We start from the raw sequence: 13303 nt of genomic DNA on the forward strand, positions 1-13303 counted from the left end.
TCGGCGCTATCGTCGCGCGAGGATGTCCCGCCAGTCCTCCGGTACGCGACCCGCGGGCCCGGGCGCTGGCTGATCCTCCGGGTGGCTCGTGGGCTCGGTGAGCGGCGGTCCCTCGAGGAAGGTCTCGCCCGGGTAGTCCCAGCACCAGTCCTCCCCCGGCTCGTAGCTCTGGACCACGGGGTGGCCCGTCGCGGCGGCGTGCCGGCGGGCGTGGGTGCTCAGCGATCCGTCGCAGCACCCGACATGACCGCATCGGGCGCATCGCCGCAGGTGCCACCACCAGCCTCCGGTCTGCTCGCACTCGAGGCAACCGGGGCCGCTCGGCGGCACGGTGGTGTCGAAGGCATCATCTGCTCCGGACGGCATCGCATCCTCCTCATCGAGCGTCGACCACGGCAGCACACGTGGGCGTCCACCCCGCAGGCGCGGAGCCGGGCGGACCGCTCATGACGAGCGTAGCCAGTCACGTCCTTCCTGAGGCGGCGGGCTGACACGGCGGGACGGCGAGCATCGCGCCGGGTCTCGCTATCTGTCCCCCGCACCGCTGACGGCGGCTCGAACCCGAGGGTCCGAGCCGCCGCAGCAGTCCAGGGTGCGCGAACGCGCGTCAGTCGCAGAATCCGTCTGCGGCCAGGGCGCGCGCCAGCGCGTTCTTGCCCTGACCCTTGTCGTCGAAGGACTGGACCAGCGGGCCGACGTCGACCGCCTTGTGGATCTGGCCGAAGCAGGCGGCGTCGGCGGGCGCGGCGTTCGCGGTGCCGGCGAAGCCGGCCACGGCGAGAGCGGTGATGAATCCGGTGGCGATGATGCGCTTCATTGGGCTTCTCCTTCCATCGGCGGCCACCCGGTGCGACCGCTTCACCCTGTACTTCCGACGGAGGCGGCGTTCTGGATGCGGTCGCGGCAGATTTTCGCTCTGAGCGAACACCCGCGCGATGCCACGGACCCTCACCAGCAGTGCCGCGCCGCGCGGTCGTGCCGGGGGCTGCGAGGACCGCGAGACGGACCGCCGGGGCGCCGCGCCGCAGCAGGCATGCGACCATCGTCAGCAGGGCACGATGCGATGGACCGCCAGGAGGATCCACGTGGCAGCAGTGGGAACGGAGAGCTCTGAGCTCGTGGCGTCGCAGATCTCTCGCGCGCTCGAGGCTCTCGCGGGACGCCGCATCGCGGTCCTCACCGGCGCCGGCGTGTCGACCGACTCCGGCATCCCCGACTATCGCGGCGACGGTTCCCCTCGGCGCACGCCCATGACCTTCCAGGAGTTCACGGGCGACGAGGCGAAGCGGCGACGCTACTGGGTCGGCTCGCACCTGGGCTGGACGTCCTTCTCCTCCACGCGCCCGAACCGGGGGCATCGCGCCCTCGCCGCGCTCGAGGCCGCCGGCACGGTCACCGGCCTGGTCACTCAGAACGTGGACGGGCTCCACCTGCGGGCGGGCTCGCGCGAGGTGGTCGAGCTGCACGGCGACATGCGCGGCGTGACGTGCCTCGCGTGCGGCGCCCGCTTCCCTCGCGAACTGGTTGCCAGGCGGCTCGAGCGCGACAACCCGGCGCTCGCGCGCCCCGACGGCGTCACGCTGGGACCCGACGGGGACGTCACGCCGCAGTCGTGGGAGAACGTCACGGTCCCCGGCTGCACCGTGTGCGACGCGATCCTCAAGCCCGACGTGGTCTTCTTCGGGGAGCTCGTGCCCGCTGCGCGGACGCGCGCTGCCGAGAAGGTCGTCGACGGCGCCGATGCACTCCTGGTCGCGGGATCGTCGCTCGCCGTGAACTCGGGTCTCCGGCTCGTGTCGCGCGCTCGGCGTCGCGGATCGCCGATCGTGATCATCAATCGGGGCGCCACCAAGGGCGACGGCCGTGCCGACGTCAAGATCGACGCTGGCACCACCGAGACCCTCGAGGCCCTCGCGACCGCGTTGGCATAGCCCGGCAGCACCGATCCGGGTACGGCGAGGCGGCGCGACCGGTCGGTCACGCCGGCGGTGCCGCCGGTACCATCGACCGAGTGCCCGACACCCCCGCCCCCGCATCCCTGCCGCACGTCGTCGATCCCGCGGACCTCGAGGTCACCCTGCGGGTGCTGGCGTCGCTGAGCGACGTGGACGAGGACGATCCCGACTTCACCGCCGTGCGCAACGCGACCGCGAACATGATCAAGTCCGTCAAGCGCGCGCGTCGCCGCGAGCGCCGCAACGCCATCAACATCGCCGACTCCGCCATCGTCGCCGCGACCGCGACCGGTGCGGCGGATCGGATCGACGACGAGACGCGCGGGCTGACCCTCACCGCGCGCGCCGCCGCGCCGACGGTCGGCGACTACGTCAAGGCGCGCCCGTGCTACATCTGCAAGCAGAAGTACACGCAGGTCGACGCGTTCTACCACCAGCTGTGCCCCGCGTGTGCGGAGACAGGCCACGCCAAGCGCCACGCACGTGCGGACCTGCGCGGCCGTCGCGCGCTGCTCACCGGCGGTCGGGCCAAGATTGGCATGCACATCGCGCTGCGCCTCCTGCGCGACGGCGCGGACCTCACGCTCACCACCCGCTTCCCCCGTGACGCGGTGCGCCGCTTCGCGGCGATGCCCGATGCGCCCGAGTGGCTGTCGCGCCTCACCGTGGTCGGCATCGACCTCCGGGACCCGGCCCAGGTGGTCGCGCTCGCCGACTCGGTCGCGGCGCACGGACCGCTCGACATCCTCATCAACAACGCCGCTCAGACGGTGCGCCGCTCCCCTGGCGCCTACGCGCCGCTCGTGGACGCCGAGAACGCACCGCTCGAGCCGGGCCTCTGGCCGGAGGGCTCCGGCCCGAGCCTGCTGACGTTGGGTCGCACCCACGATGCGCACCCCGTGAGCATCGAGGCGTCCGCGACGGCTCACCCGCTCCTCGCCTCGGCGCATGCGGCGGAGACCGGCGCGCGCGAGGCGCAGCGGCTCACCGAGCTGGCGCTGGCTCCGGGGTCCTCGTCGCTGGAGCGGCTCGCGGACGGCACGGCCATCGACGCGGGCGGGCTGGTACCCGACACCCACGACACCAACTCGTGGGTGCAGGCGGTCGGCGAGGTCACCCCGCTCGAGCTGCTCGAGGTGCAGCTGTGCAACTCGACCGCGCCCTTCATCCTGATCAACCGCCTACGCCCATCCCTGGCCGCCGCAACCGCCGCATCGCCCACCGGCCGCTCCTACGTGGTGAACGTGTCCGCGATGGAGGGCGTGTTCGAGCGGGGCTACAAGGGCCCCGGCCATCCGCACACCAATATGGCCAAGGCGGCGCTCAACATGCTCACCCGCACCAGCGCCCGCGAGATGTTCGAATCCGACCGGATCCTGATGACCTCCGTGGACACCGGGTGGATCACCGACGAGCGTCCCCACCCCACCAAGGTGCGGCTCGCCGAGGAGGGCTTCCACGCGCCCCTGGACCTGGTCGACGGCGCCGCACGGGTCTACGACCCTCTGGTGCGCGGCGAGGCGGGCGAGGACCTCTTCGGGGTGTTCCTCAAGGACTACGCGCCGTCGAAGTGGTGAACGCATGATCCGCCTCCCCGCGCCGGGTCACAGGGTGGTCGTGCGCTACCTCCTGCCCACGGGCCAGGCGACCGATGCGCTGGGTGACCTCGTGCGCGTGACCGCCGATGAGGTGGTGGTGGAGACCAGGCGCGGCACCGTGCACATCGTCGGCGACACCATCATCGCGGCGAAGGAGGTGCCGCCGGCGCGAGCGGGATCGGGCGTGGTGAACGGATAGGTGACCGGCGGGGCTTGGGCCGCGAGTCTCACGGCGGGCCTCATGGTGGTCTCGAACTCGACGGGGGTCAACCCGCCGAGACGGTCCTGGGGCCGACGGTGATGGCAGGTCCGTTCGATCCAGGTCACGGCGGCGGTCGGGCGCATGCTCGATGCTGGCGAGAAGCGATGCGACGGCGAGCTCGACGAAAGGCTCGGCTCCGGCTGACAACATGCGGCGGCTCGTGCACGGCTACGCCGAGGCCTTCCCGACGGGTCGCGGACGCGGTGGGCTACGGGCCTCCGACGGGAGTGCTGCGGCCCCACGCGCCGGCGTATCAGGGCGGCTAGAGTGAAGAAGGGGAATGGTCCGAGACCCGGAGGTGAGGGCCATGCGCGATTCGGTTCCGCGCGCCCACGACGGTCGCGATCAGCGCCACCCCCGACGATCGGTCGGCTGCATCGCCGCTACGGCGATCCTTCTCGCTGGCTGCGGGTCGACGGAGTGCACCGAGCAGGGTGACTTCCCGACCGGCCGATTCGAGAACATCGACAACACAGGCCACGTGTTCGTCTTCGACGCCGAAGGGAACTACTACTACTTCGAGTCCGACTATGTCGAAGGGGACCCGGATGTGGCGGGTGTCTATGGGATCCGCGGCGATCTCTACACGGAGATGACTCACGACTACGCAGGATCGCCCCAGGTGCCCGCGACCTACAGATGGACGTTCGACGGCGAGCTGCTGACCTTCGAACTCGTCGGGGAGGACGTCATCGCCTCACGGAGGGACGTGGCGTACGACCAGCAGACGTACGAGCGAGTCGCCGACTGACCGTGTCCGAACCGCGACGCCGAGGCGGAGAGGGACGATGCGCGTCGACTGCGCCACCAGGGACTCCCCTGGTGACCCGCGGCTAGGCTTTCTTCGTGATTGTCCCCTCCTCGCGCATCGTCCCTCCTCGCGTCTCCGGCCCCCGGGCAGTCGCGGGTCTCTACGTTGAGCGTGATGTGACGCGGTGAGCGTGATCCTCGATGAGCTGCGGCGCTGGCCCGATGTCGAGGCGCCCGGCCTTGTCGCCGTCGACGCGGCAGATCGATTGATCCTGGACGAGTCCGCGGAGCTGCGCGGGTCTGCCCTGCCAGGCGACATCGTGGTGATCAACGACGCTTACGGCGCGCTCACCCTCGGGGCGGCGCATTCCGGTGCGAGCGGGATACGTACGCATATCGACGCCATCACCGGTGAGCGCGCGCTCGAAGCCAACGCCTCGCGCGTGGGAATCAGCGGCAACTTCCGTGCACTCCCCCTCGACACCGAACTGGTGCGCGGGGCGCGGGTCGTGCTGCTCCGCCTGCCCCGCACCCTCGACGCGCTGCGCGACATCGCGGGCCTCATCGCCGCGCACGCCGACCCCGGCGTGGCCGTGGTCGCGGGCGGGAAGCTCAAGCACATGTCGGTGTCGATGAACACGGTGCTGAGCGAGAGCTTCGGGCAGCTGGACATCAGCCATGCCCGGCAGAAATCACGCGTACTGATCGCCCGTGCGCCACGGGATGGCCGTGATCCCACTCCCGCCGCCGCGCGGGTCGAGGGTCTCGAGGTGCGAGCGTACGGCGGGGCCTTCGCGGGCGCGCGGCTCGACATCGGCACCCGCCTCCTGCTCGAGAACCTTCCCGACGCTCCGGTCGGCGGGACGCCGGACGATCCCCTCATCGATCTGGCCTGCGGCACAGGGATCATCGGCGCGTGGATGGCGACGCGCTATCCCGGCGCACATGTGTACTCGTGCGATCAGTCGTCCGTCGCCGTCGCGTCCGCACAAGCGACGATGCTCGCCAACGGCATCGAGGACCGCGTGACCGTGGTGCGGGACGACATGCTGGGCGCCAGGCCTCCCGCCAGCGCGTCTTTCATCGCGTTGAACCCGCCGTTCCACTCGGCCGCTGCCGTGACCGACCTCATCGCGCCGCGGATGTTCGCGGACGTGGCCAGGGTCCTGCGCCCCGGCGGTCAGCTGTGGTGCGTGTGGAACTCCGGGCTCAAGTATCGGCCGCTGCTCGAGCGCGCGATCGGCCCCACCGAGCAGGTCGCACGCAACGCCAAGTTCACCGTCACCGTCTCGACACGTCGCTGAGCGGTGCCCGACCGGTCGCTCCGGGATGGCGGCGACGGGAGCCCACGCGATCGCGCCGCGTGTATCCGGTGCCCCTCGCCTGGGCCACGGCTCGGACTCAGGTCTGATCGGACAGCAGCAGCACCCACGCCCGACCGGCGTCCAAGCGCGCGAACATGAACGCCGCCTCAGCGCCGTCGGGTCTGTGGATCGCCCAGCCCCCCTGGTGGAGCCACCGCCCGGCGTTGGCGGGAGCGGACTCGAGGAGGTCCGCGAGGGCGTGGTCGCCCGAGTCCCGGAGGATCTCGAGGGCGCTGAGCAGCGGGATCAGACGGGCGCAAGCCTCGATGACATCCTCGATCGCGTCCTCGTCCGCATGCATGTCGAAGCCCGCCACCAGCGAGTCGACCACGGCATCCGCCAGAGCCGGCCGGTCCGGATGCGAGCGCGCGACGGCGCCGTGGACATCGTCCGCGACCGTGGGGTCCTCCGCGTAGAGCTCGCGGAACTCCTCGATCTCGATCCAGAGCGGGTTGTCGTCGGGCTGGGCGGTGCTCACCCCACCACGGTAGACGCAGCTGCTGCGGGCGCGTCACCTCGAACGGCACGTGCCCCGTTCACCGGACCCGCGTGATCGACCGCACCACCGGCGGGATCATCGCCGAGCACGTCCTCGACGAGACCCGCGACTACCACCCCAAGAAACGACAAGAGGCCCTCCCCGAAGGGAAGGCCTCTGTCAACGATGCCCCGACACATCTGTAAACGATGTCCCGACACATCACGCCACGTCGGGCTGACAGGATTTGAACCTGCGACCCCTTGCAGGGACCGGGCTATTTCCGGTCCTTCACGGTCGTCTTGGAATCTCGCAGATTCCCTCGGATTATTCGGGAGCGTGGCGGCTCCCTCATTCCGACTGTACCCGGTCACTTCCGGTTGGTCCCGGTTGAATCTGATGGGTTCTCGATGGGTTCGCGCCCCCAAGTTGGACTCAACGACACGGCCACGACAAGCTCACGGACTCCACGCGAACCAAGACCTCGTCAGCCTTCGGGGTCTCCCCTGACAGCGTCCGGGGCAGCCATCAGAACGAGCGAACAGTCGTCATGGGTCCGCGGCACGATGACGTCCCGGAGCGTAGCCTCGAGCTGTACCTGCATCACATCGCTCGGCAGACTGCGACAAGCCTCGATGAGCTTGGAACACGCCGGCGCCAGCATCCCCGCGCGCTTCTGGTAGAGCGACGCCTCCGGCCCGTCGGACATGAGGATGAATCCTGAGATCGTTTGCGCTTTCGTCGCTAGTCGACCGCGGTAGATGCGAAGAGCGTCAGCGGCGTTGGTCGAAGTGACGAATGTTGTCTCATTCGTGTGCTCGCCATTGTCCGGTCGACCGAGAGGCCGCGCGATAGCAAGCCCACCGCGCAGGAGCGCTTGCACGCCCAGAACACCGTCACCCAAGTGCAGCGCGACGAAGCGCTCACCCTTGACCGCCACGAGCAGGAGCGTCGAGGCCAGCTCTTGAAATTCACACGCCAAGCGAGGATCAGAGTCATGCGGTGGCAGGCCCATTCGGTCACGGTCGCTTGCGGACACATCGAGACCGCCTGCCGCAAACTGCGCCAGCACCGACTGAAGCCGGTCAATCAACTCTACTCGGATCGTCTGAAGGTTATTGGTAGCCCTGAAGATGCGGTCGAATTGCTGCTCGATCAGTTGTGCGGCTGCGCCGAGCGCAACTTCAGCACCGTAGTGCGACCAACGTGCCGACCCCGCGCCATCCGCGAGTGCACCGACCGTGGTGCCACTTGGGAACGTCGACGCCAGCACCTGGTCCTGGCACGGAACACCACTCGCGGCGTGGGATCGCCCCTGATGTCGCGCCCAAGCGGAGCGCCACGAACTAGCAATGGCGGGATCACTCGCATCACGCGGCTCGCAACCGTCGCCCGAGCGCAGGCCAGCCCGGCCAGCTTCTAGAGTTTGAAGGTCGCCCACGACTGGATTCCCGCCGCGTCGAGTTCCACGCCGTCACCTGGAGTCGACTGAGACACTCGCGACACAGATGCGCTAAGCCACGAGAAGAACGCCTGGAAATTGAGGCCCTGGAGCTTAAAGGCTGGTCGACCGCCTGGAGTGAACTTATTCAGCGTCGACATATCAGCATCGTCACCGATGCCGATCGGGAACACTGCAAGCTTGCCAGCCCCGGCGAGGCTCTGCACTCGCGCGACCTGAGCCGCCAAGACTGCGGCCGAACCCCCGAACGGTGCGCCGTCCGTCATGAGAACGAGCCACGGCTGATAGTAGTCAATTCCGTTGTCCTTGTACTCCTGCTTTCGTCGTTCCAGGAGGTCAAGAGAGAGCTCCACAGCTTCACCCAGCGGCGTATTGCCCGCCGCCGTGAGCTTCGGAGCATGGGGCTGAGTCGAAACCGTCTGGAAGTCGGTCTCCTTCTGCACAGGACCGAACGTGACAATGCTGATCTCTGCCGAGTACCGAGCGATCTCATCGCTGCTAATCGCCTTGTAGAACGAGGCGACGCCGGCGTTGAGCTCCTTGATCCGAGCACCCCGCATCGAGGTTGAGCAGTCCAGGCAGAGAATGATGGGAACGCGCGCAGTGGGGTTGTCGACGAGATCGTCGAGTTCGATCAGGTTGGCGGCGACCATGGGAGAATCCTTTCTTGATGTTGAAGCGAGCTATCTGCCAGTGGATGCGATGGCCGAGATGATGGCAATTGCGGCGGCGATGCCGACGCCCCATCCAGCGATCGGCCCCCACGAGGCACCACTCTTCGTGGCGGGTGTCGACACCTTGGAACCAGCGCTCCGGGGCTGCGCCGATGCAGGCACCCGCGCGGAATAACAGTGGCGACAGAGACCGCCTCTCTCGTCATGCATCCACTTGGCGGCAATGTATCCGCACTTCTTGCAGCCGATGTTCTTCCAGCAGTCACTGCAGTACTCATCCTTGCGACCAGGTGAAGGCGTGAAGGATCGTCCGCAGTTCGAGTTCTTGCACCGAACGGCAGCCGTGTTCGTCGCTCGGTATCCCGTCCCGCCCAAAAACTGAGTCGTGCTCTGGCGCGAGCCCACCGACCTAGCGGGCCGTTTGAGGTGCTGGTCGCAAAAGATGTAGAGGTTCTGCTCGGTGGGAATGAAGGGTCGATCGCACCCCTCCGCCTTGCACTTCTTCATCTTTCGCCGTGTCGGGAAGATGTCCATCGCCATGGGATCGTTGCGCAGCATCTTGTCCGCGCTTCTCAGGTAGGCGGAAAACAGCGCGGTCCAATCGGCGGCGGAATAGCGGCGTGGCGGTGGGAAATGTTGCTGACCACGCTTGAACGTCTCAAAGAACGCGCGACGGACCTTGAATGTCGTGTGGTTCCAGATGAAGCCCCAACGCCCTGGGGGAAGGGTGTCGTCTCCGCCTTCGTAGGCAAAGGCGCCCGTCCGAATGTTCTCGACTGGGGTGCCGCCGCCCACAGCAGAGTATGGCGCCTTGCCCGGAAGCATGATCATGAAGAGCAGCGTGGCGATGGCGAAGTTCTCCATCTCCTGCGAGCGCAGGAAGGTCTTAAAGTCTTTGCCACTAACTTCGGGAGGCGTGAAATGAGCCGTTCCGACCGTACAGGGGTAGCCCTCGACTTGGTAGCTGTCGCAGTCAACGAAATACACCTCAGACGGAGACACCACGAGGATGTTCGCGGCGTTGATATCCCCCAGAATCACGTGCCGGTCGTTCAGGTAGCGGACCTTGTCGAGGATGGTGAGACAGAGTTGGATCGTGTCCTTGCGAGTCCAATGCGGAAACTTGGTGAGAAGGAGTTGAGGCACGAATACCGAGCGACTAAGTTCGACACCCTTTGCCTCGGGCATGAGATATCCAACGAACTCATTCGCCGTGTTGTAGAGGATGGCTTCAGGGAAGCAGATCCCCTCGTGGCGGATCGGTCGCGCGATCATGACCTTAAGCTTGTCGAGCCGATCACTTGTCAGCTTGTCGCGCTTGTAGATCTTTGCCACATAGCCATCGACACTGGTCCGAAAGACAGACCCCTCGCCCCCTTCGGCGAGTTTTGTCGTGAGGTCGACCTGCGCACGCTTGTCGCCGTCGTCAGCGACCACTCGCGCTCGGACGCGGTCACCCTTCGCCGCATGTTCGCCCGGCAGTTCGCCCTGCAGATTGAGAGGTCTTCCAGTTGGCGCCAGGCGTGTGGTGCGGGCAAACCGTTGCGTTTCGGGGATGGTCGTGCTCACCGCTCACCGCTCCTTGCTCGTTGCCACCAGGCCTTCGCCGCCGGTGCCCTGTCAGCCTCCCGAGACTCCGTCGTCGTGGGGATACTGCTTCGTGTACGGTCGTCGCTCCGTTGTGCAGGACGCTCATGGTTGCGTACCGCTTCGACGCGACCACTCCGCGCAACTCTGCAGACCTCCATCGTCTGCCCTCCGCGTGGATGAACGGACTCGAAGCTCACAACCTTCAGGAGGTCACGCGCGAGTGCCCGATCCTGTGTGACGAAGACGAGGTTGGCCTGCGTTCGGAACTTCAGAGCCACCGACAGAAGGACTGCATCGGCGAAGGGATCGTTCTGGTCACCGACAACCTCGACGGCTCCGCTCTTGAACAGTGGTGCTAGCTTCGCGAGCACGTACCGTGCGCGCTCCGCCAGTTCTGGATCGCGGCTCGAGTTCGAGTGCTTGACCAGCTCTTCGTGATTCCGTGCTGTCAGTACCAGACGGCCTCGCGCCGAAAGGCTCCTGAGCTCCACGTCCCAGAAGGCTTGCTCCTTGAGGTGGTCGAAGGTGATCGGGATGCCCCTACGCTCGTCGCCGTTCCAGCATGAGTCGAGAAGGCTCGAAGTGTCGACGAAGATCAGTGTGCTCCGCGACCTCACTGGCCGCCTCGCGGATTCGGTGCGACGTTCCAGCCCGCGATCTTGCTGCCCGCGACAGGTGCGCTCGCGGGCGCTTCCACAACGCGCTCGATGGGCGGCGCCGCAGGCTTCGGCTTCGGCTTCGGAGCCGGAGCCGAAACTGGGGCCTTGAGCCTCGGGGACGGCGCGGGTGCTTCTGCGGGCGGAGCCTTCACGCGCGCCGGAGACGCCACCGGCTGGGATGCCTCGTCGGGCTCACCGCTGAAATCACGGATCGCGGTCTTGATCTGATCGATCAGTTCCTTCTTCCTGCTGTCGATCGCGACGCCTGTGTCCTCGGCCAGGATGTAGTCGCGGTACTCGGCGATGAGGCTGCGAACCACCACGTGCTTGAAGTTCTCTTCGTCCTTGCGGTAGAGGAAGTCGTTGAAGAAGGAGATGCTGACCGACAGGTACTCGTGGAACCTGTCGTCATGCTGAAGGAGAGACGCGCGGATCGCGTCGTTTGCCTCGGTGGCGATCCGCGTCAGGTAGTCGTTGAGGCGTCCGAGTTGATGCTCGTAGTTGCCCACCACGCCCAGGACTTCGCGAATGTTCTCCTTGCCTTCCTTCGACGAGCCTGGAACTAGCTTGAACGACTCGCTCGGGTTGGCGAGCTCCTTGAGATGGCTGGAGATCTGGAGGAACACGTTATTGCGGAAGCTGAACGTGACGTCTTTCAGGAGCTCCAGAGCCGACTCTAGGTCTCCGTCTTGGATGGTGCCGGCGAACTCGAACGCGAGCCCGTCGATCGTGGAATTCGGGTCACCATCAGCTGACACATGAAGCTTCTGAGCGAGTCGCCCCGTGTTGTCGAGGAAGATGCGGATGATGTCGTTCTTGAACTGCGTGACCTGGTCGTCATAGAAAACGTCAAGCCCTGTGTACTTCGCGATGATCTCTCGGCGTACGCGTCGCGCTTCGTCGCGGTACCAGTTGTAGTAGTCCTTCTGGCCCCGGGCGGCTGACTCCCACTGGGCGCGGCCCATGAAGAATCCGTCCTGGATACAGTCCGCAGACTCTTGGTGGATGCGATCGACGTCCGCATCGAACGCCGCATACCAATCGCTGTGCTCGTCAGCCTCGTCGTCTAGCTTCTTCTCGAACGCGTTGTACTCATGAATGAGATCGCTGGCGATCCGGTCGATTTGCCGGAGAAGGATCCTCTCCGGGATCGGAATCAGGCGGAGCAGTTCCGTCAGCGTACGGTTCAACGCCTCGAGCGTTTCACGCACGTCCGCTTCATTGGCTGCACTGGCCAGAGCGTGAGCGAGCACCTCGTTGTCCATCTCGGGGAGGCGTGTGCTGATGCGGTCGAGAAGGTCACCGAACAGGGCGGCGACCGACGAGTCGTCGATGGCAGAGTACTCGAGCACCTCGATTCGATCCGAGCTCGCGCTGTTGATCTTGCGCTCGAAGTCGCCGCGGAGAGTGTCGACCGAATCGCCGAGGCCCTCGGTCACGTTGATGCCCGCGGTGATGAGGTCGCCACGTCGCTTGATCCCTGGCTGGATCCGTCGGAGATGGTCGATGTTGCTGGCGATGCCCTGCTTGGCATAGCCCTCGGCCTCGGTCGGGCGCATGATGGGGAAGATCTGGTCGACCCCGTCTTCGAGCCCGTGCAGGTGCATGGCTGCGACTGATGCGCCGATCTCACCTAGTCCAGGCAGGTCGACAAGGCCGATCTTCACGCCCTCAAGCCGAGGAAAACCGCAGAAGATCTTGACCGACTTGACCGCAATGTACGCGCGGTTGGACGGCTTGCCCGTCTCCTGCTCTGCAGCGAGTTCGTCCTTTGACGGGTACGCGACATAGCGCCGGAGCTCGTCGAGCCCAACTTGCCTGACGCCTCCCGTGAGGAGTGCGTCATAGGTGTCGATGCTTCGCTGCGCATCGAGAAGCCTGCTCAAGCTATCGGTGCTCGTCGAGTCGACGTTCGCGCCGAGCTTGTCGGGGAGCGTGACGGAGCGCAGGCCGGCCAGCGAGTCGATCGCGATGGGCATTTCAAGATGCCGGTTGACGAGCTGCAGCAAGGGGTGGATGTACTCGGCGATGAACGTGCTCGGGTCGCGGAACGCCACTTCAGCGCGCTCGTCAGCGCTGTTGAAGATCTCCGACCGGACCGCGGTTACAGGAAGTCCCTTTCCTGTCGGAATCTGCGTATCAGTCAGGCCCGAGAATTTCTGAAGTGTCGTCGACTTGCCGACACGTGCCTCCCCAGAGACCCCGATGTTCACGGTGTCTCGACTGAACCGAACACTGAGCGCGTTGAGTGTCTCAGCGCGGGCCTCAAATGACGAGAGGAGGTTGCCAAGATCGTCCAACGCACCGTCGATGCGCTGCAGCGCGGCCTGGTCCCGTTCCATTTCGCGGAGGTCGCGAAGGAGCGAAACGAGTCGCTCCACGTCGCTCCGGCGGTCCGCTGCCTCGTCAGCTTCGCGCTGCACCGTCGGCAGGAGTCTGCGTCGCGCGGTCAAGATGCCTTCGACCGTGGTCGCAAGCCCGCGCACTTTGTCTTCGTTGATCTCCAAGACG

Annotated in this window: 14 protein-coding genes; 6 read left to right on the top strand and 8 right to left on the bottom strand. The window is 66.3% G+C overall.

Annotation, left to right across the window (positions count from 1 at the left end):
- Window positions 1-6 precede the first annotated feature (6 nt).
- On the bottom strand, window positions 7-366 hold the full coding sequence (locus AOM07_RS05650; RefSeq protein ID WP_062311940.1) for a UBP-type zinc finger domain-containing protein: 360 nt from the start codon (window positions 364-366) through the stop codon (window positions 7-9).
- A gap of 241 nt (window positions 367-607) precedes the next feature.
- On the bottom strand, window positions 608-817 hold the full coding sequence (locus tag AOM07_RS05655) for a hypothetical protein (protein ID WP_062311808.1): 210 nt from the start codon (window positions 815-817) through the stop codon (window positions 608-610).
- Window positions 818-1085: 268 nt separating this feature from the next.
- Here AOM07_RS05655 and AOM07_RS05660 point away from each other — a divergent pair, with 268 nt between their 5' ends.
- From AOM07_RS05660 to AOM07_RS05680, 5 genes are all read left to right on the top strand, one after another.
- Entirely contained in the window at window positions 1086-1931 is an 846-nt protein-coding gene (locus AOM07_RS05660) for a Sir2 family NAD-dependent protein deacetylase (protein WP_228374385.1), read from the top strand.
- 80 nt (window positions 1932-2011) lie between these two features.
- Window positions 2012-3532, top strand: coding sequence for an SDR family NAD(P)-dependent oxidoreductase (locus AOM07_RS05665; RefSeq protein WP_062311810.1), 1521 nt, complete (start codon window positions 2012-2014; stop codon window positions 3530-3532).
- A 4-nt stretch (window positions 3533-3536) separates the two neighbouring features.
- On the top strand, window positions 3537-3752 hold the full coding sequence (locus tag AOM07_RS05670; protein ID WP_062311811.1) for a putative acetyltransferase: 216 nt from the start codon (window positions 3537-3539) through the stop codon (window positions 3750-3752).
- Window positions 3753-4095: 343 nt separating this feature from the next.
- Window positions 4096-4566, top strand: coding sequence for a hypothetical protein (locus AOM07_RS05675; RefSeq protein WP_062311812.1), 471 nt, complete (start codon window positions 4096-4098; stop codon window positions 4564-4566).
- A gap of 184 nt (window positions 4567-4750) precedes the next feature.
- Entirely contained in the window at window positions 4751-5869 is a 1119-nt protein-coding gene (locus tag AOM07_RS05680) for a class I SAM-dependent methyltransferase (protein ID WP_062311813.1), read from the top strand.
- A gap of 97 nt (window positions 5870-5966) precedes the next feature.
- Here AOM07_RS05680 and AOM07_RS05685 read toward each other — a convergent pair whose 3' ends face one another.
- Window positions 5967-6407 (bottom strand): hypothetical protein, encoded by a 441-nt coding sequence (locus tag AOM07_RS05685; protein WP_062311814.1) that lies wholly within the window; start codon window positions 6405-6407, stop codon window positions 5967-5969.
- A 71-nt stretch (window positions 6408-6478) separates the two neighbouring features.
- Here AOM07_RS05685 and AOM07_RS15160 point away from each other — a divergent pair, with 71 nt between their 5' ends.
- Window positions 6479-6613, top strand: a complete 135-nt coding sequence (locus AOM07_RS15160) for a hypothetical protein (protein ID WP_267127778.1) — start codon at window positions 6479-6481, stop codon at window positions 6611-6613.
- Between the two features lie 281 nt (window positions 6614-6894).
- Here the strand turns inward: AOM07_RS15160 and AOM07_RS05690 are convergent, their stop codons facing one another.
- Genes AOM07_RS05690 through AOM07_RS05710 form a run of 5 tightly spaced genes read right to left on the bottom strand, consistent with a single transcriptional unit; the run spans window position 6895 to window position 13299 of the window.
- Window positions 6895-7848: a PP2C family serine/threonine-protein phosphatase gene (locus tag AOM07_RS05690; protein WP_084830132.1), complete on the bottom strand. Its 954-nt coding sequence runs from the start codon at window positions 7846-7848 to the stop codon at window positions 6895-6897.
- Complete coding sequence (locus AOM07_RS05695) at window positions 7827-8522, bottom strand: vWA domain-containing protein (protein ID WP_062311816.1); 696 nt, start codon at window positions 8520-8522, stop codon at window positions 7827-7829. Before AOM07_RS05695 ends, AOM07_RS05690 begins: the two co-directional genes overlap by 22 nt.
- 30 nt (window positions 8523-8552) lie before the next feature.
- Complete coding sequence (locus AOM07_RS05700) at window positions 8553-10112, bottom strand: hypothetical protein (RefSeq protein ID WP_156171805.1); 1560 nt, start codon at window positions 10110-10112, stop codon at window positions 8553-8555.
- Complete coding sequence (locus AOM07_RS14665; protein WP_156171806.1) at window positions 10109-10750, bottom strand: PIN domain-containing protein; 642 nt, start codon at window positions 10748-10750, stop codon at window positions 10109-10111. The genes AOM07_RS05700 and AOM07_RS14665 overlap by 4 nt, the downstream gene beginning before the upstream one ends.
- Window positions 10747-13299: a hypothetical protein gene (locus tag AOM07_RS05710; protein WP_156171807.1), complete on the bottom strand. Its 2553-nt coding sequence runs from the start codon at window positions 13297-13299 to the stop codon at window positions 10747-10749. Before AOM07_RS05710 ends, AOM07_RS14665 begins: the two co-directional genes overlap by 4 nt.
- Between the last annotated feature and the right edge of the window lie 4 nt (window positions 13300-13303).

The sequence above is a fragment of the Demequina rhizosphaerae genome (assembly GCF_000971255.1).
GTDB lineage: Bacteria > Actinomycetota > Actinomycetes > Actinomycetales > Demequinaceae > Demequina > Demequina rhizosphaerae.

Coding starts and splice junctions, on each gene's coding strand:
- AOM07_RS05695 (WP_062311816.1), bottom strand. CDS start 8,522: ATGGTCGCCGCCAACCTGATCGAACTCGACGATCTCGTCGACAACCCC.
- AOM07_RS05675 (WP_062311812.1), top strand. CDS start 4,096: ATGGTCCGAGACCCGGAGGTGAGGGCCATGCGCGATTCGGTTCCGCGC.
- AOM07_RS05655 (WP_062311808.1), bottom strand. CDS start 817: ATGAAGCGCATCATCGCCACCGGATTCATCACCGCTCTCGCCGTGGCC.
- AOM07_RS05650 (WP_062311940.1), bottom strand. CDS start 366: ATGCCGTCCGGAGCAGATGATGCCTTCGACACCACCGTGCCGCCGAGC.
- AOM07_RS05670 (WP_062311811.1), top strand. CDS start 3,537: ATGATCCGCCTCCCCGCGCCGGGTCACAGGGTGGTCGTGCGCTACCTC.